Genomic DNA, 20,499 nt, shown 5'->3' on the forward strand with positions numbered 1-20,499 from the left:
TATTTTATTTTGATGATTTTAAGAATTGTATGGCAAATAGTTTATTCATAAAAAAACTATTTTTTTAAATTACTTTTAGTACCACACGATATCGTGCTTTACCTTCTTTCAGGTGATTTAAAGCTTCATTTACGTTGTCTAACGAGAATTCTTCTGTAATAGGATATATGTTGTGTCGTACACAAAACTCAAGCATTTTACGAGTTAAAGCGGGGCTACCCAAAGGACTTCCAGAAACAGATTTATCACCTCCAATTAAACTAAAAGCTGGAATGCCCATAGGTTCTAAAACAGCTCCTACATTATGTAATTTTCCTTTTGGAGCTAATACTCTTAAATACCCAGGCCAATCAAGGGTAACATTTGTGGTATTAAGAATAAAATCTAATGTACCGTTGATTTTTCCCATTTCAGAACTATCTCTTGAATTGACCACTTTGTGGGCTCCCATTTTTAATATTTCATCCTTTTTATTGGGATTAGAACTAAAGGCTATTACCTCGCATCCCCATTTATTTAAAAATTGAACGGCCATATGCCCAAGACCTCCTATGCCAATCACACCTACTTTATTTGTAGGTTTGACGTTAGTACTCATAATTGGATTAAAAACAGTAATTCCTCCACAAAATAGGGGTCCAGCTTTACTCATATCTATTTCTTTGGGTAAAGGAATAGCCCAGGACCAGTGGCAGCGTACATAATCAGCAAACCCACCATGACGACCCACAATCACCTCTTCTTTTGTGGCGCAAAGATTATGACTACCATTCATACATTGGTCACAGTGCATACAAGATTCAGAAAACCAACCTAACCCAACATAATCCCCTTTTTTTATATTTTTCACGTTTGACCCTGTAGCGATTATTTCTCCAACAACTTCATGACCAGGAACTAAAGGAAATTGAGCATTTCCCCATTCGTTGTTGATCATACTTAGATCAGAATGACAAATTCCACAATAATGAACTTTTATATCTACTTGTTCATCACGAATATCAGGTAATTCATATTGATATGGTTCTAAGGCAGCACCGGCTTCTTTTGCCGCATATGTGTGTACAGTTTTCATGTGATACAAGTGAGTTATAAATCATATGTAAAGGAGCCATGAAATTACAAAAAATGTATATGTAAATACTTTAAACAGTAATAATAATTTTCCCTTTTATCTGTCTATTTCTAATATGTTTAAGAGCCCCAGTAAGTTTACTTGATTTGTAACATATTTTTACTGTTGGAGCTACGTTTCCTTTGTCTGTTAGTGACAACAAAAAAACCAACCCTTTATTTGGTTGATGTGCAAGGATTCTCATTTTTTTGTTTTCAATTATTGAAAGTAAAGGGCCTAAAAACAAAGATTAAAAAATAAGACTTGTATGATCACCTATCATACTATAGATACCCTTAGGGTTAAGGATGCGTTTATAATCAAATATAGAGCGATGGGCCACAACGTCCAAGATGAGGTCGTATTTTATTTTTTGGTAACATCTTTTTGGTATAATCAATAACAACATCTGCTCCTAATGCTTAGGTTGTTACAGTAAGGAGGGGTGTTGTTTGTTATAAAGTGTTTAATTCTCTTCAAGGATTTTGGATTCTTTTTTCAAAATATCAGAAAGTTTTATTAGAGCCAAGTCCATTTTTTGCCATTTCTCTACTTCCGTAGTATTGGTAATCTGTTCAAGATGCGATTTAAAATTTATCATAGCCTCGATTACTGGTTGTGTTTCGCCATAGAAAGGTAACTCTGCCCAATATAATTGATAGTATCGTTTAGAAGCTTTTTTCCATTCTTCGGTCCCGTATAAGCTTCTATTCGCTACAATAGAACATATACCTACAGTTTCTTTATAGAGAGCTAAAAGACCGGCTTTATTTTTTACGTATCCTTCTTCTTTTATGGCCCAGTCGGTAATGATAGTATCAGAAGAGAATTTACTGATAAATCTTAGTTTTCTTCTCCATAAATCTGGATTAGCGGTTTTGGTAGATTCTAAGTACGAATTTAGGAGGCTTTCTTCATGACTAGAGTCGGCTCTAAATTTTTCAATATTTAAGTTTCCTATATCAATAATTAAAAAAGAAACGATTGCCCCTATAGAAATCAACCCCCACTTTATGATTTCGACAATTGATTTAAATCTGTCGTTTTTTAATTTCTGAAATTCAACCTTTTGATCAAATGTGAGATCTTCAACCTTTATTTTGAGTTTATTTTTCATGATTGAGTGAAAAGTTATTCGTTGCTTATTAATATGATCCTAATTTCGTCTAGAATGTTTTAAGTCTGTAACTTGTTGTATTTTAGTTTTTTAAATAAAAACTTGAGGGGTTTATGCAATTTACTATAAATTTTGATCAAATTATATAGTGTAATAACCCAAAGTACATATAATAACAATTTCAACATTTTTTAGGGAGTAGAATGTGATTAAATGTAACGCTATTTTTAATCCAAATCAGGGTTAAAGCTTTGTATACCAAATAATCAACAATATTGGTTATTGATTTGTTAATTACTTTGTTCGATGGCTGTTTTAATTTTGTAAGTGAAGCCTTATATTAGCTGGCATTGTACCCAAAATTTTATGAGTAAGGAAACCAAGTATACCGAAGATAATATACGATCCCTCGATTGGAAGGAGCATATCCGTATGCGACCAGGGATGTATATTGGTAAGTTAGGAGATGGATCATCCCCAGATGATGGAATTTACATTTTGCTGAAAGAAGTACTCGATAACTCTATCGACGAATATGTAATGGGAGCCGGTAAAACGATTGAGATATCTATACAAGGAGATAAAGTTATTGTAAGAGATTATGGTCGAGGTATCCCTTTGGGTAAAGTAGTGGATGTAGTATCCAAAATGAATACAGGGGGTAAATATGATTCTCGAGCATTTAAAAAATCGGTTGGATTAAATGGTGTAGGTACAAAAGCAGTGAATGCATTGTCTACATTTTTTAAAGTTGAATCTACTAGAGATGGAAAATCTGCTTCAGCAGAATTTGAAAAAGGAAACTTAATTACTGAGGAATCTCTTGATGAGACCTCTAGAAGACGAGGAACCAAAGTTTCTTTTGTACCAGACAACTCTATTTTTAAGCACTATAAGTATCGTAGCGAATACGTAGCAAAGATGCTTAAAAACTATGTATATCTTAACCCAGGGTTAACCATTATTTTTAATGGAGAAAAATACTTTTCGGAAAACGGATTAAGGGATTTACTTTCGGATAATATTAATGAGGATGATCGATTATACGAAATTGTTCATCTTAAAGGAGATGATATTGAAGTTGCTATAACACATAGTAAAACACAATATAGTGAAGAGTATCACTCATTTGTAAATGGACAACATACTACTCAAGGAGGAACCCATCAAGCGGCATTTCGTGAAGCAGTTGTAAAAACTATTCGAGAATATTACGGCAAGAATTATGAAGCAAGTGACATTCGTAAATCAATAGTTTCTGCGATAAGTATCAAAGTAATGGAACCGGTTTTTGAAAGCCAGACTAAAACAAAATTAGGGTCAACTGAAATGGGAGGAAATTTGCCTACCGTTAGAACGTATATTAATGATTTTGTAAAAACCAAATTAGATAATTTTTTACATAAAAATCCAACTACTGCCGAAAGTTTACAGCGCAAAATATTGCAAGCAGAACGAGAGCGTAAAGATTTATCGGGAATTAGGAAACTTGCCAAAGAACGTGCAAAAAAAGCAAGTTTACATAATAAAAAACTTAGAGACTGTCGTATTCATTTAACCGATAGTAAGAAAGATCGTAATCTAGAGAGTACACTTTTTATTACAGAGGGAGATTCGGCAAGTGGATCGATTACAAAATCTAGAGATGTAAATACACAAGCAGTATTTAGCTTACGTGGGAAACCACTAAATAGCTATAATATGAGTAAAAAGATTGTTTATGAAAATGAAGAATTTAATCTTTTACAAGCGGCCTTAAATATAGAAGAATCTCTAGAGGATTTAAGATATAATAATATTGTAATTGCTACTGATGCGGATGTTGATGGAATGCATATTCGATTATTATTAATAACGTTCTTTTTACAATTTTTTCCTGAAGTGATTAAAGAAGGTCATTTGTATATTCTGCAAACCCCTTTATTTAGAGTAAGAAATAAAAAAGAAACGATTTACTGTTATTCTGATCAGGAAAGAAGAGATGCTATTCAAAAACTATCTGGTAAACCTGAGATAACTCGATTTAAGGGATTAGGTGAAATCTCACCGGATGAGTTTGTACATTTTATTGGAGATGATATACGTCTAGATCCTGTAATGTTGGATAAAGATAAATCTATTGAAGAATTATTGTCTTTCTACATGGGGAAAAATACTCCGCAACGACAGGAGTTTATTATTGATAACCTAAAGGTAGAGTTAGACGCAGTAGAGGAAGAATTATAATTTTATTAGAGCCCCTGGAAAGTATATATGGATTTGGAAAACGAAAACGAAGAATTAGATCACGAATTAACACCTGAAGATCATCAACCGCAAGAAGTGATTACTAAGGTTACAGGAATGTATAAAGATTGGTTTTTAGATTATGCATCTTATGTAATTCTAGAACGAGCAGTGCCAGCAATAGAGGATGGTTTAAAACCTGTACAGCGTCGTATTCTTCATTCTATGAAGGATTTGGATGATGGTCGATATAACAAAGTAGCTAATATCGTTGGACATACAATGCAGTATCATCCTCATGGAGATGCTAGTATTGCCGATGCTATGGTACAAGTTGGGCAAAAAGAGTTGTTGATCGATATGCAAGGAAACTGGGGGAATATTCTCACAGGTGATAGGGCAGCAGCTTCGAGGTATATTGAAGCACGTTTATCCAAGTTTGCATTAGATGTAGTTTATAATCCAAAGGTTACTGATTGGCAACTTTCTTATGATGGTCGTAAAAAAGAACCTATAAATCTTCCAGTAAAATTTCCATTATTATTGGCCCAAGGAGCCGAAGGTATTGCCGTGGGGTTGAGTACAAAAATTCTTCCTCATAATTTTATCGAGTTAATTGATGCATCTGTAAAACACTTGCAAGGAAAGAAATTTACAATATTACCAGATTTTCCCACTTCGGGGATAGCAGACTTTACAAACTATAATGATGGTAATCGCGGTGGTAAGGTTAGAGTGCGTGCAAAAATGTCTCAGCAAGATAAAAACACATTAGTAATTACCGAAATTCCATTTTCAACGACGACAACCTCATTAATTGATTCTGTACTTAAAGCCAACGATAAGGGGAAAATCAAAATCAAGAAAATTGAAGATAATACAGCAGCAAAGGTAGAGATTTTGGTACATCTTCCTTCTGGAATTTCGCCAGATAAAACTATTGATGCATTGTATGCTTTTACAAATTGTGAGGTTTCTGTTTCTCCGTTAGGTTGTGTAATAGAAGACAATAAACCAAATTTTATTGGTGTTTCTGAAATGTTGCGTCGTTCTACTGATAATACAGTAGAATTATTAAAGCGTGAGCTCGAAATTCAATTAGAGGAGTTACAAGAACAATGGCATTTTGCATCCTTAGAAAGAATTTTTATTGAAAACCGTATCTACCGTGATATTGAAGAAGTAGAAACTTGGGAAGGCGTAATTGAAGCTATTGATAAAGGATTACAACCACATATTAAACATCTTAAACGTGCCGTAACCGAAGAAGATATTGTTCGTTTAACAGAAATACGAATTAAGCGTATTTCTAAATTTGATATTGATAAAGCACAACAAAAAATTGAAGCTCTAGAAGAAGATATTGCTAAGATTAAACATCACCTGGCACATCTTATTGAGTTTGCAATTGATTATTTTAAAAGGTTAAAAACAACATACGGTAAAGGTAAAGAGCGAAAAACCGAAATTAGAATTTTTGATGATATTGAAGCCACCAAAGTTGTTATTAGAAATACAAAACTTTATGTAAATCGAGAAGAAGGCTTTGTAGGTACTTCTTTGCGTAAAGATGAATATGTTACCGATTGTTCTGATATTGATGATATTATATGTTTTACTGGAGAAGGTAAAATGATGATTACGAAAGTAGGCTCAAAAACATTTGTAGGTAAAAATATTATTCATGTAGCCGTTTTCAAGAAAAAGGATAAACGTACTATATATAATATGATTTATCAAGATGGTAGAGGTGGAGCTTCGTATGTAAAAAGGTTTGCAGTTACCGGTGTAACTCGAGATAAAGATTATGACCTTACACAAGGTAAGAAAAGTTCTAAAATTTCTTATTTCTCTGCCAATCCTAATGGCGAAGCCGAGATTGTAACCATATTATTACGTCAGGCAGGAAGTATTAAAAAACTAAAGTTTGATATTGATTTTTCAGACTTACTGATCAAAGGTAGGGGAGTAAAAGGGAATATTGTAACCAAATATAATATTAAACGTATAGAACTGAAAGAATTAGGAGTTTCTACTTTGAAACCTCGAAAAATTTGGTTTGATGATACTGTACAACGCCTAAATGTTGATGGAAGGGGAGAATTACTAGGAGAGTTTAAAGGAGAAGATCGATTATTGATTATTGATCAGAAGGGAATAGTAAAGACTATTATTCCTGAAATGACGGTACATTTTAATTCTGATATGATTGTCTTAGAAAAATGGAAGCCTAAAAAACCTATTTCTGCGATTTATTGGGATGGAGAAAAAGAGCGTTATAATGTGAAACGTTTCTTGATAGAAAATTCGGAAAGAGAAGAATCATTTATTTCAGAACACCCTAAATCTTTTCTAGAAGTAATTTCTACAGATTATAGACCTGTAGCCGAAATAGTATTTAATAAAATTAGAGGTAAAGATCAACGTCCTAATGAAGAGGTAAACCTCGAAGAATTCATTTCTATTAAAGGAATTAAAGCATTAGGAAATCAGTTAACAACTCATAAGGTTAAGCAAATCAATTTATTAGACCCGCTTCCTTTTGAAGAGCCTGAGCCTACACCTGCAGAAGAAATAGAAGTTGTAGAAGAAGAAAATGTTTCAGCAGCTTCGACAAATGAAACCAGAGATACAAGTTCAGAATCGTCTAATGATAATGATAAAAATGAAGAAGGGGAACAGGCAAGTTTATTTTAAGAAATAATTTTTGATATCGGTTTGTATTAGGTCTTCTTTACATATTTTGTTAAGATTACAATATGTTGCCCATTTACGCGACCTTCGATATGTTCTTGATTATCATGAACTAATGAAATATTTCGCACGGCGGTTCCGCGCTTAGCTGTAAAATTGGCTCCTTTAACATTCAAATCTTTGATTAGTACAACACTATCACCCGCAGTGAGTAGAACTCCATTTGCATCTATATGTTTAATTGTATTATCGGGATCATTTCCTTCTCCTGTTGCTTGTGCCCAAGACATTGTGTCTTCATCGAGATAGAGCATGTCTAATAAGTCTTGAGGCCACCCTTCATTACGTAAACGGTTCAGCATTCTCCATGCCATAACCTGTACCGCCGGAACCTCACTCCACATACTATCATTAAGACACCTCCAATGATTAGAATCTACTTTTTCTGGATTTTCAATTTGCTCAAGACACATTTTAGAAATCAGTATATGAGCATCTAAACCAGTTCCAGGAGATTTTGGTACTTGATATACATTCAGATTTTCAGTTGATCCGGATAATTCACATACAGATCCACTGCGTTTATGTAGTTCTCGCTCTAAGCTCATTAGTGTATTTGATGTTTATAAGTTGTCTATTTTGTAAAAATGCAATAATATGTTTATTTAAGTAGCGTTTGAAACAGAAATATTATTACTCGAATGTCTCTTGAAATAGTAGTAACCAATCCCGATGATTCCTAATATTTCTGCTGTAATAGAAAAAATAGAGCCTTCAAAACCAAAAGCGCCACCATTCAATACATTATAATTTGTAATTTCAGTTTCTATGAGAGAGTAAAAATCTATTCCACTTACATTGAAACCAAAATGTGTTTGAAAAAAATTCCAGCTAAAATGTAACGCAATCGGAAACCAAAGATTTTTTGTATAGATATAGGATATCCCCAATAAAAGACCCGCCAAAAACAATCCAAACAAGCTAAATGTACTAAGATTAGGGTTAAAACCATGCATGATTGCAAATAATGCAGAAGAAACGAGTAAAGCTACATATTTGTTAAAAGAAATCATGAGGTTTCTTAAAACATAACCCCTTAATAGCACTTCTTCAACTATAGCAACTAATGAAAAAACAAGTATAGAAATAACAAACTCTTTGGGATCAAATACAATCTCTTTATATTGTATTTCGTTGATAAATAGCAGAATTAAGTATCCTATCCCCATTATTACAGCTCCCAGACCAACACCCGTCACAAATTCATTTAATCTACCTTTTGTATGAAAACCAAGGTTGATAAACTTGTTTTTATCAAGAAATCTCATAAAGATCCATAAAATAAAAAACGTTCCCAATAGATTAAAAAATGACATGATTAATCTTTGAAACGATGTTTCTTGATAGCTACGATCATTAATATCAATATTTGTGATTAATGCAGCGACTAACTGAAAACCAGCAACTACAAAAAGATATGGTAAAATTAAAATTAAGACTCTTATCCAGCCGATATGTTTATTTTCCATAAGTTAAAGTTGTTGGTCATAAAAATAGTGGGTACATCAAAATTTGTTGAGAACCGCTAAACTAAAAAAGAAAGTTATGATTTTTTTGCACTATTAACCGTTTTACTTTTTTTACGAAGTTTAAAATTTAAAAACTCAATAAATAAAGAAAACGCAATTGTAAAATATAAATATCCTTTAGGTATTGTACCAACTTGTGTTTCAAAAATCTCAAAGTGTGCTAGATGTGCAGCTTCTGCAATTAACATAAATCCAATAAGGATTAAAAAGGATAATCCTAAAATTTGTACAGAAGGGTGTTTGTTTACAAACCTCCCAACAGGTGTAGCGAATAACATCATAATTAAAACAGAAATTACTACGGCTATCACCATAATAATAAGTGCATCATTAGGGTTGTCACTTAATCCATTGGTCATTCCCACCGCAGTAAGAATAGAATCAAAAGAAAAGACAACATTAATCAAAGTGATTTGTACAATGGCGTTTGATAAAGAAGAAGAACTTTTGGCTTCAATTTCTTTTTCTTCTTCTCCTTTTTCGTCTACTTTTTCATGGATTTCGTGTACACTTTTATAAAGTAGAAAAATCCCTCCTCCAAATAATATCAATGCTTGCCCACTAATTCCTGCTTCTAACCAAGGTAAATTAATATGCCAGAAAGGAGCCTCCATTGCCACAAGCAACGAGATACCAAATAATAAAACTATACGCATGACCATGGCAAGAAATAATCCAATATTAGTAGCTTTTTTTTGTTGCTCACCAGGCAATTTGCTAGAAGCTATTGATATAAAAATGATATTATCAATTCCTAAAACTATTTCTAAAAAAGTAAGAGTCAATAAAGCGACCCAAGCGTCTGCTGATGCGAAAATTTCGAACATTATTTTATTTTTTTTGCGGTTCCACGTTGTTTATTTGTTGCGCCTACTAGACCATATTCAAATGTGTAGGTGTCGTTATCTGTAGTTAGAATTTTCATATGAATAGCTTTTTTTTCAAACATGCTTTTAGGATGTAGTTTTTGAAGAATATATTCACAATCATTAATCCAACGTATACTAGCAGTATCGCTTTTTCCTTTGAAATAATCAATTTCGATAGAATCGTTTCTGATAAATGTAGTTTTTGCTAACTCTCCATCCAGCAAAGTTTCAAATTCAAAAGTTCCTGTATGAAAATTAGTGCAATCTCTCTCTTGTTGATAACAACTAGAAAAAAACAAAATACAAAAGAGTATTAAAGCTATTTGCCTCATATAACAATTTAACTATTAGCGAAAATAAATTTATTTCCATAAAGTTAATAGGAAGCTTAAAAAAACTTATTAAGTTTTTTTAATTTGATAACTATCAAAAGTACCATCTGCATAAAAAATAACAATTCTGTCGATACGATTTTCTGCTGTACTTGATGTATCTATTTTTGCTAGGGAAGGTATGTTTTGTAGATCAGGTTTTATTTCTTCTTTATGTTGAGAAAATAAATCAGTATCAGTGTTGGGAGTTGATATTGGTTCTAGAGTAGGAGAAGATATAGATTCAGGAACAGAAATATTTTCTTGAGATACTGCTTTTTCTGATTTAGGAAATGTTCCTTTTCCATACAATAACCATTGCATATCAACGTCAGTATAAGCTTCAGTAATTTTCATTACAAAGTCTAAACTAGGTTTATTTCTTCCACTAAGGATATGCGATATAGAGGAACGTCCAACTCCCATGTAATCTGCAAAAGATGAGGCAGATACACCATAGTGATCCATTAGTTTTTGGATTCTTTTTCCAAAATCTTTACTATTTACCATTGTAAACAGGTTTTAATGTTAAGTTAGGTTACAAAGGTAAACAATATCTTGTTAAAAAGGAGTTTACAAATGTAAATCATCATATTAATAGGTTAAACAATTGAGTTAAGTTGAATAATATAAATACCTAATTATAAGATATTTTAATATATATAATTAATTATAATAAAATAATTGTTAATAACTAGAATACATTTGGAAACTCATACATAATATATGTTTACCACTGTAAACAAATACTTTTATTTCTCTTGTTTACAAATGTAACAGAGGTTGTTTTACAATTGTAAAATATATCTTAGTTTACAAGTGTAAATAATCCTTTTAAATACTATGAATACTCATTAAACTATACTAATTTCGTAACCTTCAATATAGATTATGGATAGTAAGACCTTACACAGTTGGTATAATACATATAAAGAAAAATCCTTGTCTGGAAGATATATTCCTCAAGATAATATCTCTCCTCTTCTTGATTCATTATCATTATTAATTGAAATTGAACAAATAGGTGTTTCTGAAAATGATTTACCTATTCATCTCATAAAATTGGGTAAAGGTCAAAAAAGACTTCTACTATGGTCGCAAATGCATGGTAATGAAAGCACAACTACAAAAGCTTTATTTGATTTTATAAACCTTCTAGGTGATCATGATAATAATGTAGCTAAGAGTATCTTAAATGAGTGTACATTGTTTATTGTTCCTATTTTAAGTCCTGATGGAGCCAAACGCTATACCAGGCTTAATTTCAATGATGTAGATCTTAATAGAGATGCTCAAGATAAGACTCAAAAAGAAAGCATTGTTTTAGATAAGCTTATTCATAAAGTGAAACCTGATTTTGCGTTTAATTTACATGGTCAGCGTACAATTTTTAGCGCTGGACAAACAAATTTACCCGCTACAGTTTCTTTTTTGTCACCGGCTGGAGATCAAAAACGCTCTATAACACCAGATCGTAAGATAGCTATGGAGGTTATAGCAAAAATGAATGATGTACTACAACAAAGTATCCCTAACCAGGTAGGGCGTTATGATGATGGTTTTAATATTAATTGTGTGGGAGATACATTGGCTAATAAAGGTATTCCTACTGTTTTATTTGAAGCAGGGCATTATATTAATGATTATGAGCGAGAAATTACTAGAGAGTATATTTTTTACGCTATGGTGACCTCAATAGCATATATCGCCAAAACTACCATTACAGGAAACGAGTTTAAAGACTATTTTTTAATTCCTGAAAATGGGAAATGTTTTTATGACGTAATTATTAGAGATGTTGTTTTGAATGAAAAGAAAGTTGATATCGCTGTTCAATATACAGAGCAATTGGATGTAGACCATGTGAAATTCGTACCTAAAATTGTTAAAATTGATGATTTACAAAATTTTTACGGACATAGGGAAATTATCGGTAAAAATAAGGTTATCCGTAACGAAAACGTTACAGTAGAGATAGTTCCGGAGGTCGAGTTGTTAAAATTCTACTTAGATTCTGAATTATTCTCAATAGAACCGGTAAAAAGGTGAAATAAAATATGCTAAAACTGTATTTTTCTGTTATTTTTGCAATGTAAATAATCGGGAAAAATAATATTTAGTTACTATGGCAAAATTTAAATTAGACGAAGTTGATCACCAAATTTTGGATATGTTGATTGAAAACACGCGTACTCCATTTACGGATATCGCTAAGAAACTATTGATTTCAGCAGGTACGGTCCACGTTCGTGTTAAAAAAATGGAAGAGGCCGGTATTATCGAGGGATCTTCATTAACATTAGATTATCAAAAATTAGGGTATTCATTTATCGCTTATGTAGGTATTTATCTTCAAAACACATCTCAAACCAAGTTTGTTTTAGAAAGAATTAATGAAATACCTTTTGTAACCGTTGCTCATATTACTACAGGTAAATTTAATATTTTCTGTAAAGTAAGAGCGAAGGATACAAACCATGCCAAAGAAATTATCTTTAAGTTAGATGATATTGATGGAGTGTATCGTACAGAAACAATGATTTCTTTAGAAGAGAGTATTAATGATAAAAAACGCTTAATGCATTCGATTTTTCAGGATATGTAAAGGGTCTTTTATTTGACATATATTAAACCCTTTAAGAAAAGCTCTTAGAGGGTTTTTTTATTTTATTAACCACAACTAGTATTTACCACCACACAAAATGGCTAGAAAACCAAAAATTGAACGTTTCAGTGAAAACGTTCTGGCGAAGTATCAGATATACAATAGTATATTCATAACATTACCTTTTGACACCATAACCAATACAGGTGTTTTATTACCTCTTTTTAAAGAAGTGTGCGAGAAAGGGTATGAGGCGCATAAGAATCCAACAGAAATAGTTGAAAATTTTTTCACACTCTATCAAGATCATCCTTCGGTCAAAGAAAAACATGATTTATTATTTAGATTTATCCAGTATATAGAGCGTCAAGTTGTATTATTTGATGCTATCGAAGATGCAGCTTTTCCTGTTGTAAATAATATGGATGGTCGAGGTACTCTTAGAAGTATTAAAGAAGAAGCACAGGCAAAAGGACAATTAGAAGAGCTTAAGGAGTATTTAAGGCGATTTAAAATACGACCTACGTTAACAGCGCACCCTACTCAATTTTATCCAGGAACAGTTCTAGGAATAATTCATGATCTAGATAGTGCTATACGAGATAATGATTCTTCTAGGATTAAAAAATTATTAGCTCAGCTCGGGAAAACGGCTTTTTTTAAGAAAGAAAAACCGACTCCTTATGATGAGGCTGTAAGTTTAATTTGGTATTTAGAGAATGTATTTTATCATTCTGCAGGTGCGATTTATAATTATGTTCAACAAAATATATTTGAAGGTGAAGACCTTGAAAATGACTTAATCAATTTAGGGTTTTGGCCAGGAGGCGATAGAGACGGTAATCCATTTGTTACTACAGAAACAACTCTGAAAGTAGCAAAAAGATTACGTAAAACCGTTTTGATTAATTATTATAGAGATATTCGGAATTTAAAAAGAAGAATAACCTTTGGTGATCTTCAGGATAAAATTACTGTTTTAGAAAATGCATTATATGATAACTTCTATTATTCTAAAACGGCAGAACCGTTATCCATAGATGTTTTAATGAACGGTTTGTTAGAGATAAGAGAAGAATTGATTACTCAACATCAATCTTTGTTTTTAGAAGAGCTACAAGATTTGATTAATAAGGTTAAAATCTTTGGGTTTCATTTTGCAACTTTAGATATAAGGCAAGATTCCAGAGTTCATCACAAAGTGTTAACAGATGTGGTCAATAAAACCAATGCTTTAGGTTTAGGGATTTTTCCTAAAAATTATCTGTCTTTAACAGAATCTGAACAAATTGATATACTAACAGGTGTAAAAGGACAGTTAGACCCTTCGATTTTTGAAGAGGATATTACACGAGGTACATTAGAGTCTGTATATGCTATTAAGACTATACAAGAAAGTAATGGAGAACGTGCTGCTAATAGATATATTATTAGTAATAATGGAGGTGAATTAAATGTGATGGAAACCTTTGCATTAATTAGATTGTGTGATTGGGAGTTTCCTACAGTAGATGTAATACCATTATTTGAGACGGTACCTGATTTACAGGTTTCTCATAATGTAATGGAAACCTTATATAGTAATCCTGTTTATATGGCCCATTTAAAACGTCGTGGGATGAAACAAACAATTATGTTAGGATTTTCAGATGGTACAAAAGATGGAGGATATCTAATGGCCAATTGGGGAATCTTTAAAGCTAAAGAAGCATTGACAGAAATTTCTAGGAAATATGATGTGAAAGTAGTGTTCTTTGATGGTAGAGGAGGACCACCAGCTAGAGGAGGAGGGAATACTAACCAATTCTATGCATCTCTTGGACCAACTATAGAAGATGAAGAAATACAAATAACAGTCCAAGGGCAAACCATTAGTTCTAATTTTGGAACCCTAGATTCTTGTCAATATAATCTAGAGCAATTACTAGGAGCAGGGGTAGAGAATGAGTTAACCGATAATGAGAGCAATCTTTTTTCTACGGCTAATAAAGAAACAATGCAAGAACTTGCTGATATTAGTTATAAAACTTATGTAGATTTCAAAAATCATCCAAAGTTTCTGCCTTACCTAGAACACATGAGTACTTTAAAATATTACGGTAAGGCTAATATTGGTAGCCGTCCTTCCAAAAGGAGTAAAAGTGATACTCTGGATTTTGGTGATTTAAGAGCCATTCCTTTTGTTGGTAGTTGGAGCCAGTTAAAACAAAATGTGCCTGGTTTTTATGGAGTGGGTACTTCTTTAAAAGCATTCGAGGATCGAGGAGAATTTGATAAAGTTATAGCGTTATATAAAGAATCTGCTTTTTTTAGAGCATTGTTAGGAAATAGTATGATGAGTCTTACAAAATCCTTTTTTGAATTAACAGCTTATATGAAAGAAGATTCTGAATATGGTGCGTTTTGGGATGTTATACATGATGAATATTTGTTAACTAAGCGATTGTTGTTTAAGCTAACTGGTTATGAGGAGCTTATGCAGAATGAGCAAGCGGGTAGAGCTTCAATTGATATTAGAGAAAATATTGTATTACCATTATTGACCATACAACAGTATGCTCTTAAAAAAATTCAGGATCTACATAAATCTAAAAGTATTGATACTGAAGAGTTAGAGGTGTATGAGAAAATGGTAACTCGTTCATTGTTCGGAAATATAAATGCCAGTCGTAATTCGGCATAATTTATAAAGTACTGTTAAGGAGTATTTATAATGAGGTGGGAATGATTAAATTTCTACCTCATTATTATTATACGCATATGTTAACTCAATTAAAAGAAGGAGAATTTAATCCCTATTATGGTATTTATATTGCTAAGGCAGAATATCCGGATATTGTTGAAGGGTTGCGAAAAGGGAAACAAGAATTTATAGATTTTGTGAAATCTATCCCTCAAGAAAAACTTACTTACGCCTATGCAGACGGAAAATGGACGATTGCAGAGGTTTTGCAACATCTTATAGATACCGAACGAATATTTACCTATAGAGCTTTGTGTTTTTCCAGGAAAGACACTACACCATTAGCTGGATTTGATCAGGATAGTTATGCTCCTAATTCAAATGCCAATCATTATAGTTTGACTGAAATTATTGAGGATTTTGAAGCAGTGCGAAATAGTTCGGTTACTTTGTTTAGAAGTTTTACAGATGAGATGCTGCTTAATATAGGAGAAGCGAGTAGTAGTCCTATGAGCGCAAGAGCAGTAGGGTATATTTTGCCAGGACATCAAAAACATCATTTTGAAGTGATTAATAAAAAGTATTTGTAAAAATGACAAAAGAAGAAGTTGCACATCAATATCTTTCATTTCTAGAAAAAGGAGAAATGGATAATGTGGTTAATTTGTTCGCTGATGATGGAATTGTAGAATCCCCATTGTATGGAATAAAACCTGCAAAAACTTTTTATAAACTGCTTTCTGAAGACACAAGTTTATCAGAGCTAAAGTTTGATGGATTATTTTTAGAAAATAATACTAATCGAATATCGTTGCTTTTTGACTATAAATGGAGCATGAAAAATGGTAATGTAGTTGAATTTAAAGTTGTGGATATTATAGAGCTTACTTCTGAAAATAAAATTAAAAAGCTGGCTATTATTTATGATACTGTTAATGCAAGAGATTTACTTACTAAGTAATATAGATTATAAAGCCTGCGTATATTCGTTTTTTCTTAACATCAAATCGAAATAGTTAGAAAAACTAAAAGTGTTTAATCCATTTTTTCCAAAAGTTTGACCCACAAATTTTTTTACAGAACCATTTTTTGAAGACATATGGATATGAAAGCCCGTAGACCGTTTTTGAGAAATCCTGGATTGAAATACGTCAAATTTATCAACAGAATCAAACGCATCAATGGCAAAAATTGTAATTCCTAAGTATTTAGCGGTTTCGATATCAAACTCTGATACTGATCTAATATTTCTTTTGTTTCTCTGCATTTCTTTGGGGTGACCATGTAGTTGAGCAAGAAGCATAAGTCCTTCTCCAACTCTTGGAGCGCTGTTTAGTCCAACCCTATATGTATTGATAATAATTCCTTTGTTAGTTCTAGATTCTGGTAACCAGTCTCTAATAGCAAATATTTTCCCAGTATTTACATTTAAAACAATAAATACTTGATTTTCTATGCCTTCTCTAAATGTGTCGTCTGCTACTTTTTGAATTTCTTTTTGTATTTGTTTTTCGTTAGCAGTGATCACATAACTGTTTTTGTGTAATTCTCGAATCCCTGGAGAAGAATTAGGTCCTCCTTTCTCTTCAATCACATAATTCCACTCTCTTACATCAATTACTCTTAAGTTGTTTGTTCCAGAACCGTCTGATCCGAGTTGTTCTCCGGTGACTCTATTTATATAAATATCCAATAAAGTACTGGTAAAAGAAGAGGCATGAAAAAAGGAAAACAAGCTAAGGATGAGAAGTAGTGCATTTTTTGTCATCAGTATATGTTTAAACCTTCCTTAAATTTAAACAATATTTTTTAAACTATTGATATTTAGTTCATGACCTCCTGGATGTGTTCTAAATTCTATTTGAGGTAAAATCCCTTTTACACGTATTTTTTCGGCTTCTACTTTTTCTATTTCAAAATAAGGATCTTTTTCGCCAACGATGTGAGTGATTTTAGTGTTTTGGTTTAAAAAAGTAAAGTTTTCTTTTTGTAGCTCTTTCGGGAAACCACCTGAAATCATTACAAAGGCATCACTATTAATTTTATTACGAGCAATCCATCGACTTGCAATACTTACTCCTTGAGAATATCCTAATACAATAAAATTAACATGCTCAGGGATTTTTTCATAATCCATAACAGCATCTACGTACCTAAGAATATTTTCTGTTTCTCGTAATGTATTTTCTTTTGTTAACCAGCTAGAACCAACTCTTCTATAACCTTCACCTTTATAATATTTTGATGGGGCTTGCGGAGCGATAACATAGTTTTCTTCTTCTTTTAAGCTGTCGAATAATCTAATAAAATACCGGCTTAAGTAGCCTATACCATGAAATACCAGCCATACATTCTTTGTTGCAGGAGTTAGACGGTTTAGGGTCGAATAAGTATTCGTGTTTTGATACGAAATTTCTTTTTCTTGTGAATTCATATGGATAATAAATAATGTGTTGTTTATAATAGGGTTTAATTAAGTTTAAACCAATCATAAACAATGGGCCACAAGATATCTTGATTTTTCTTTCTAAAAAAATCAAAATGCCCGATAGCCTTCAAATTATAATCTGATGGTATGAGATGTTTTCGGGTTACCGAGGCATTTTGATAGACTTTAGTTCCTAAAATATCAACAGATTTTTTTGGAGCAAAGAGATCATCTTCGATACTTACTAAAAGCATCTGATCTTTAATGTCATTGTAATATGTAGTATTATTCCCTTTTGTAAAATGTAGCATAGAGTCTGGGTGTAATAAAAAAGTGGCCCAATCTTTTGCTACTTGAGACGTTAATGGGCTTCCTAATCCAAACCAACCAGAGGGATAGTACCCCAAAATTGATGTGGTTACGGGGACAAATATTTTAAAATTCATAAGGATTAACATCTTCATTTTTGATGTAAAATGTTTGTAAAATCCATATTGAGAAGCAATAGTAATGTATTTGTCATAATATTGATGCGCATCACTAAATCCAATGCTATTGCCACCATAACTATGACCGATCATGTACTGTTGATTTGCAGGAAACTTTTCTTTTACATGTTTGGACACGGCTTTAAAATCTTTGGCCCAAGAAAAATACCCATGTTTTTTTAAGGCACGTAAACTTTTAGATTTTGATAATCCAATTCCTCTGTAATCAAATGTAAATACATTGCAACCCTTTTTTGCAAGTTGAGTAGCTAGGTTGAAGTAAATTTTTTGTGGTACAGCTACAGCGGGAGCAAAGACAATCGTTTTGTTATTTGGAGACTCAGGGATGAATTCATGAACCGAAATAGGGTAGCCGTCAAAAGATTGTATAGTGTATGATTCCATTTGTTTAGTGTTTTACTTTTTGAAAGTCTTCCGTTTGTTGATTGAAAAAAGAGAGGATTGTATTAAAGTATTCATCTCTGTAAGAAGATTTTGTTATTTGAGCGTGTTTTGCTTCAGGTATAGTGTATAATTCTGATGCGATAGGAATGGCCTTGTTAAATCTTTGCCCCGCTTTATGAGCAACAAATGTATCTGTAGCAGAATAGATGAATAATACTTTTTGCAAACTATGGGCATCTTTTATGCGATCAATCATTCGGATTTTTTTCTTTAGTCTTGGGTTAAGAAAATTCATGATTTTTAGAACCTTATTCGCTGTAGGGAAACGAACCCAAAATTCATCTAAGGTATTTGCAGCACTTTCGATTATTGCAAAGTTATAATTGTGCTGTTCGGCAAAGGCAATAGTCGCCCATTGTCCTCCAAGAGATACGCCTAAATAACCTAAAGGTAGTTTAGGGTAAACATTCCTAGCTTCTATTCCTGCGGCAATAATATCTTGATAATAAAAGAAATTTCCGATTTTACTTTCGCCAAACCCGTTGATATCAAATACAAATACATTATAACCATTGGCTCTAAGGATATCAGTGTATCCATTTTTAAGGTAATACCCTTTAGCTTCTTTTCCCATTGGATGACCCAATACGATAGTGGCTTTAGACTGACCGTGTATTGTTGATGATGAGTATAAGCCTTTCAACATAGCGCCAGAATCACTCTTAAATGAAATGGGAGTCCATTCTTCTAATTGTTTGATAGATAGAGGATTTCGCCAGGAAACCATAAATCGCCCAAAAAACGGTTTCTTAATTAGCTTATAATAACTTTTCATTTGTTCGTAATTATTTTTTCCATGCGACTAACTGCATTGTTAAGGTATTTAGGATCATCATACACTTGAGTTAATAAAATGCCTCCTTCTATATCTTGTACCATTTGTTCTGCTAGGTTCAATGCTTCTTCTTCAGTATAATTGATTTCTAATAATTGTTGAAGTCCAGAGATAAAATCCTGAAAAAACAATCGTATTTCTTTTTTATATATAGGATCGAGATGGATAGTTTCTAGAGCTGTATTGGCCATAATGCAGCCTCCACTAGACACGCCAAATATCTTGTACATAAGTAGTTTCATTTTCTTGATCTTATCCTCAAGGCTTAGAGTATCGTTCTTAATTATTTTAAAAAGATTATGATTAAAATAGCTATGAACAGTTGCTAATACTTCTTTTACTAATTCTTCTTTATTGTTAAAGTAGTAGTAGAAATGTGATTTTTGAATACCGCATACCTTTGATAACTCACTTAAACTACTGTTTTGAACGCCTCTAATGCGCATAATAGGTATAACCTTTTTTAGCACTTCTTCTTTTGATGTTTTTATTTTAGGCATTTTATTGAACGTTCGTTAAAATAATAATCAAATATAGTTAGAATTATTTAATGGCATTGTATATTTTTGTTACAAATTAGTTAATCATATGAATTTAAGCGAGGCAGAAATCTTAAAGCAATGCGCTAAGATGTGTGAAAACACATTGATGGAGACACTTAGTATTTCTTTCTGCGAAGTAGGTGAAAATTATCTTGTTGCAAAAATGCCAGTTACACCAAAAGTACATCAGCCCGATGGAGTTTTGCACGGGGGTGCTATGGTTGCTCTTGCCGAAAGTGTAGGAAGTGCAGCTTCTTATATTTTTTTGGATGCAAGAGATTTTTTTATTCGAGGAATTGAGATTTCGGCAAATCACGTAAAAAGTGTTCGAGAAGGTTATGTGTTTGCAAGAGCAGAGATAATCCATAAAGGGAAAACTACTCAGCTTTGGGATATTAAAATACGCGATGAAGAAAAAAACCTAGTATCTATAGTTAAGTTAACCACTATCGCATTACCAAAAACAAGATAGT

At 32.4% G+C, this 20,499-nt stretch carries 21 protein-coding genes; 8 read left to right on the forward strand and 13 right to left on the reverse strand.

All coding sequences use genetic code 11. From position 1 onward, the window contains the following. Nucleotides 1-64: 64 nt before the first annotated feature. The 3 genes from DK508_RS10415 to DK508_RS10420 all read right to left on the reverse strand — a co-directional run bounded on the left by DK508_RS10415 (nucleotide 65) and on the right by DK508_RS10420 (nucleotide 2,231). Nucleotides 65-1,075: an NAD(P)-dependent alcohol dehydrogenase gene (locus tag DK508_RS10415; RefSeq protein ID WP_109300704.1), complete on the reverse strand. Its 1,011-nt coding sequence runs from the start codon at nucleotides 1,073-1,075 to the stop codon at nucleotides 65-67. 70 nt (nucleotides 1,076-1,145) lie between these two features. Continuing rightward, entirely contained in the window at nucleotides 1,146-1,319 is a 174-nt protein-coding gene (locus DK508_RS21100) for a hypothetical protein (protein ID WP_160114649.1), read from the reverse strand. Nucleotides 1,320-1,580: 261 nt separating this feature from the next. Next, complete coding sequence (locus tag DK508_RS10420; protein ID WP_109300705.1) at nucleotides 1,581-2,231, reverse strand: hypothetical protein; 651 nt, start codon at nucleotides 2,229-2,231, stop codon at nucleotides 1,581-1,583. A 366-nt stretch (nucleotides 2,232-2,597) separates the two neighbouring features. Between DK508_RS10420 and DK508_RS10425 the strand changes: the two genes are divergently transcribed. Next, the gene (locus DK508_RS10425; protein ID WP_109300706.1) at nucleotides 2,598-4,457 is read left to right on the forward strand and encodes a DNA topoisomerase IV subunit B; all 1,860 of its coding nucleotides are present in this window, start codon (nucleotides 2,598-2,600) and stop codon (nucleotides 4,455-4,457) included. Nucleotides 4,458-4,484: 27 nt separating this feature from the next. Continuing rightward, nucleotides 4,485-7,154 (forward strand): DNA gyrase/topoisomerase IV subunit A, encoded by a 2,670-nt coding sequence (locus DK508_RS10430; RefSeq protein WP_109300707.1) that lies wholly within the window; start codon nucleotides 4,485-4,487, stop codon nucleotides 7,152-7,154. A gap of 26 nt (nucleotides 7,155-7,180) precedes the next feature. Here the strand turns inward: DK508_RS10430 and DK508_RS10435 are convergent, their stop codons facing one another. The 5 genes from DK508_RS10435 to DK508_RS10455 form a co-directional block, all read right to left on the reverse strand. Next, nucleotides 7,181-7,759 carry an alkylphosphonate utilization protein gene (locus tag DK508_RS10435; RefSeq protein ID WP_109300708.1) on the reverse strand — a complete coding sequence of 193 codons (579 nt, stop codon included), beginning with the start codon at nucleotides 7,757-7,759 and terminating at the stop codon, nucleotides 7,181-7,183. A 57-nt stretch (nucleotides 7,760-7,816) separates the two neighbouring features. Beyond that, a complete protein-coding gene (locus tag DK508_RS10440) occupies nucleotides 7,817-8,680 on the reverse strand; it encodes a CPBP family intramembrane glutamic endopeptidase (RefSeq protein ID WP_109300709.1) in 864 nt (287 codons plus the stop codon). A 74-nt stretch (nucleotides 8,681-8,754) separates the two neighbouring features. After that, complete coding sequence (locus tag DK508_RS10445) at nucleotides 8,755-9,567, reverse strand: TerC family protein (RefSeq protein ID WP_109300710.1); 813 nt, start codon at nucleotides 9,565-9,567, stop codon at nucleotides 8,755-8,757. After that, nucleotides 9,567-9,941, reverse strand: coding sequence for a DNA topoisomerase IV (locus DK508_RS10450; protein WP_109300711.1), 375 nt, complete (start codon nucleotides 9,939-9,941; stop codon nucleotides 9,567-9,569). Before DK508_RS10450 ends, DK508_RS10445 begins: the two co-directional genes overlap by 1 nt. Before the next feature lie 69 nt (nucleotides 9,942-10,010). After that, entirely contained in the window at nucleotides 10,011-10,490 is a 480-nt protein-coding gene (locus DK508_RS10455) for a helix-turn-helix domain-containing protein (RefSeq protein ID WP_109300712.1), read from the reverse strand. Nucleotides 10,491-10,871: 381 nt separating this feature from the next. On the opposite strand from DK508_RS10455, the gene DK508_RS10460 reads away from it, so the two are divergent. From DK508_RS10460 to DK508_RS10480, 5 genes are all read left to right on the forward strand, one after another. Further along, on the forward strand, nucleotides 10,872-12,029 hold the full coding sequence (locus DK508_RS10460) for a M14 family zinc carboxypeptidase (protein ID WP_109300713.1): 1,158 nt from the start codon (nucleotides 10,872-10,874) through the stop codon (nucleotides 12,027-12,029). Between the two features lie 76 nt (nucleotides 12,030-12,105). Then, nucleotides 12,106-12,585, forward strand: coding sequence for an Lrp/AsnC family transcriptional regulator (locus DK508_RS10465; RefSeq protein WP_109300714.1), 480 nt, complete (start codon nucleotides 12,106-12,108; stop codon nucleotides 12,583-12,585). 97 nt (nucleotides 12,586-12,682) lie between these two features. Further along, nucleotides 12,683-15,268 (forward strand): phosphoenolpyruvate carboxylase, encoded by a 2,586-nt coding sequence (locus DK508_RS10470; protein ID WP_109300715.1) that lies wholly within the window; start codon nucleotides 12,683-12,685, stop codon nucleotides 15,266-15,268. A gap of 41 nt (nucleotides 15,269-15,309) precedes the next feature. After that, nucleotides 15,310-15,858 carry a DinB family protein gene (locus tag DK508_RS10475; RefSeq protein WP_235016369.1) on the forward strand — a complete coding sequence of 183 codons (549 nt, stop codon included), beginning with the start codon at nucleotides 15,310-15,312 and terminating at the stop codon, nucleotides 15,856-15,858. Between the two features lie 2 nt (nucleotides 15,859-15,860). After that, complete coding sequence (locus DK508_RS10480; protein WP_109300716.1) at nucleotides 15,861-16,229, forward strand: nuclear transport factor 2 family protein; 369 nt, start codon at nucleotides 15,861-15,863, stop codon at nucleotides 16,227-16,229. 6 nt (nucleotides 16,230-16,235) lie between these two features. Here the strand turns inward: DK508_RS10480 and DK508_RS10485 are convergent, their stop codons facing one another. Genes DK508_RS10485 through DK508_RS10505 form a run of 5 tightly spaced genes read right to left on the reverse strand, consistent with a single transcriptional unit; the run spans nucleotide 16,236 to nucleotide 19,984 of the window. Further along, nucleotides 16,236-17,036 (reverse strand): hypothetical protein, encoded by an 801-nt coding sequence (locus DK508_RS10485; RefSeq protein WP_109300717.1) that lies wholly within the window; start codon nucleotides 17,034-17,036, stop codon nucleotides 16,236-16,238. A gap of 27 nt (nucleotides 17,037-17,063) precedes the next feature. Then, entirely contained in the window at nucleotides 17,064-17,702 is a 639-nt protein-coding gene (locus DK508_RS10490; protein ID WP_109300718.1) for an alpha/beta hydrolase, read from the reverse strand. 35 nt (nucleotides 17,703-17,737) lie between these two features. Beyond that, complete coding sequence (locus DK508_RS10495; protein WP_109300719.1) at nucleotides 17,738-18,589, reverse strand: alpha/beta fold hydrolase; 852 nt, start codon at nucleotides 18,587-18,589, stop codon at nucleotides 17,738-17,740. Between the two features lie 4 nt (nucleotides 18,590-18,593). Continuing rightward, nucleotides 18,594-19,424: an alpha/beta hydrolase gene (locus tag DK508_RS10500; protein ID WP_109300720.1), complete on the reverse strand. Its 831-nt coding sequence runs from the start codon at nucleotides 19,422-19,424 to the stop codon at nucleotides 18,594-18,596. After that, on the reverse strand, nucleotides 19,421-19,984 hold the full coding sequence (locus tag DK508_RS10505) for a TetR/AcrR family transcriptional regulator (protein ID WP_109300721.1): 564 nt from the start codon (nucleotides 19,982-19,984) through the stop codon (nucleotides 19,421-19,423). Before DK508_RS10505 ends, DK508_RS10500 begins: the two co-directional genes overlap by 4 nt. 88 nt (nucleotides 19,985-20,072) lie before the next feature. On the opposite strand from DK508_RS10505, the gene DK508_RS10510 reads away from it, so the two are divergent. Further along, nucleotides 20,073-20,498, forward strand: a complete 426-nt coding sequence (locus DK508_RS10510) for a PaaI family thioesterase (RefSeq protein ID WP_109300722.1) — start codon at nucleotides 20,073-20,075, stop codon at nucleotides 20,496-20,498. Nucleotide 20,499: the final 1 nt, after the last annotated feature.

The sequence above is a fragment of the Aquimarina sp. AU474 genome, assembly GCF_900312815.1.
Taxonomy (GTDB): Bacteria; Bacteroidota; Bacteroidia; order Flavobacteriales; family Flavobacteriaceae; genus Aquimarina.

What these genes read in the sequence shown, in the direction of transcription:
- DK508_RS10445 (WP_109300710.1), bottom strand. Translation starts at nt 9,567, where the DNA reads ATGTTCGAAATTTTCGCATCAGCAGACGCTTGGGTCGCTTTATTGACT.
- DK508_RS10440 (WP_109300709.1), bottom strand. Translation starts at nt 8,680, where the DNA reads ATGGAAAATAAACATATCGGCTGGATAAGAGTCTTAATTTTAATTTTA.
- DK508_RS10435 (WP_109300708.1), bottom strand. Translation starts at nt 7,759, where the DNA reads ATGAGCTTAGAGCGAGAACTACATAAACGCAGTGGATCTGTATGTGAA.
- DK508_RS21100 (WP_160114649.1), bottom strand. Translation starts at nt 1,319, where the DNA reads ATGAGAATCCTTGCACATCAACCAAATAAAGGGTTGGTTTTTTTGTTG.
- DK508_RS10425 (WP_109300706.1), top strand. Translation starts at nt 2,598, where the DNA reads ATGAGTAAGGAAACCAAGTATACCGAAGATAATATACGATCCCTCGAT.
- DK508_RS10485 (WP_109300717.1), bottom strand. Translation starts at nt 17,036, where the DNA reads ATGACAAAAAATGCACTACTTCTCATCCTTAGCTTGTTTTCCTTTTTT.
- DK508_RS10480 (WP_109300716.1), top strand. Translation starts at nt 15,861, where the DNA reads ATGACAAAAGAAGAAGTTGCACATCAATATCTTTCATTTCTAGAAAAA.
- DK508_RS10430 (WP_109300707.1), top strand. Translation starts at nt 4,485, where the DNA reads ATGGATTTGGAAAACGAAAACGAAGAATTAGATCACGAATTAACACCT.
- DK508_RS10495 (WP_109300719.1), bottom strand. Translation starts at nt 18,589, where the DNA reads ATGGAATCATACACTATACAATCTTTTGACGGCTACCCTATTTCGGTT.
- DK508_RS10455 (WP_109300712.1), bottom strand. Translation starts at nt 10,490, where the DNA reads ATGGTAAATAGTAAAGATTTTGGAAAAAGAATCCAAAAACTAATGGAT.
- DK508_RS10470 (WP_109300715.1), top strand. Translation starts at nt 12,683, where the DNA reads ATGGCTAGAAAACCAAAAATTGAACGTTTCAGTGAAAACGTTCTGGCG.
- DK508_RS10460 (WP_109300713.1), top strand. Translation starts at nt 10,872, where the DNA reads ATGGATAGTAAGACCTTACACAGTTGGTATAATACATATAAAGAAAAA.
- DK508_RS10420 (WP_109300705.1), bottom strand. Translation starts at nt 2,231, where the DNA reads ATGAAAAATAAACTCAAAATAAAGGTTGAAGATCTCACATTTGATCAA.
- DK508_RS10505 (WP_109300721.1), bottom strand. Translation starts at nt 19,984, where the DNA reads ATGCCTAAAATAAAAACATCAAAAGAAGAAGTGCTAAAAAAGGTTATA.
- DK508_RS10500 (WP_109300720.1), bottom strand. Translation starts at nt 19,424, where the DNA reads ATGAAAAGTTATTATAAGCTAATTAAGAAACCGTTTTTTGGGCGATTT.
- DK508_RS10510 (WP_109300722.1), top strand. Translation starts at nt 20,073, where the DNA reads ATGAATTTAAGCGAGGCAGAAATCTTAAAGCAATGCGCTAAGATGTGT.
- DK508_RS10465 (WP_109300714.1), top strand. Translation starts at nt 12,106, where the DNA reads ATGGCAAAATTTAAATTAGACGAAGTTGATCACCAAATTTTGGATATG.
- DK508_RS10475 (WP_235016369.1), top strand. Translation starts at nt 15,310, where the DNA reads ATGATTAAATTTCTACCTCATTATTATTATACGCATATGTTAACTCAA.
- DK508_RS10450 (WP_109300711.1), bottom strand. Translation starts at nt 9,941, where the DNA reads ATGAGGCAAATAGCTTTAATACTCTTTTGTATTTTGTTTTTTTCTAGT.
- DK508_RS10490 (WP_109300718.1), bottom strand. Translation starts at nt 17,702, where the DNA reads ATGAATTCACAAGAAAAAGAAATTTCGTATCAAAACACGAATACTTAT.
- DK508_RS10415 (WP_109300704.1), bottom strand. Translation starts at nt 1,075, where the DNA reads ATGAAAACTGTACACACATATGCGGCAAAAGAAGCCGGTGCTGCCTTA.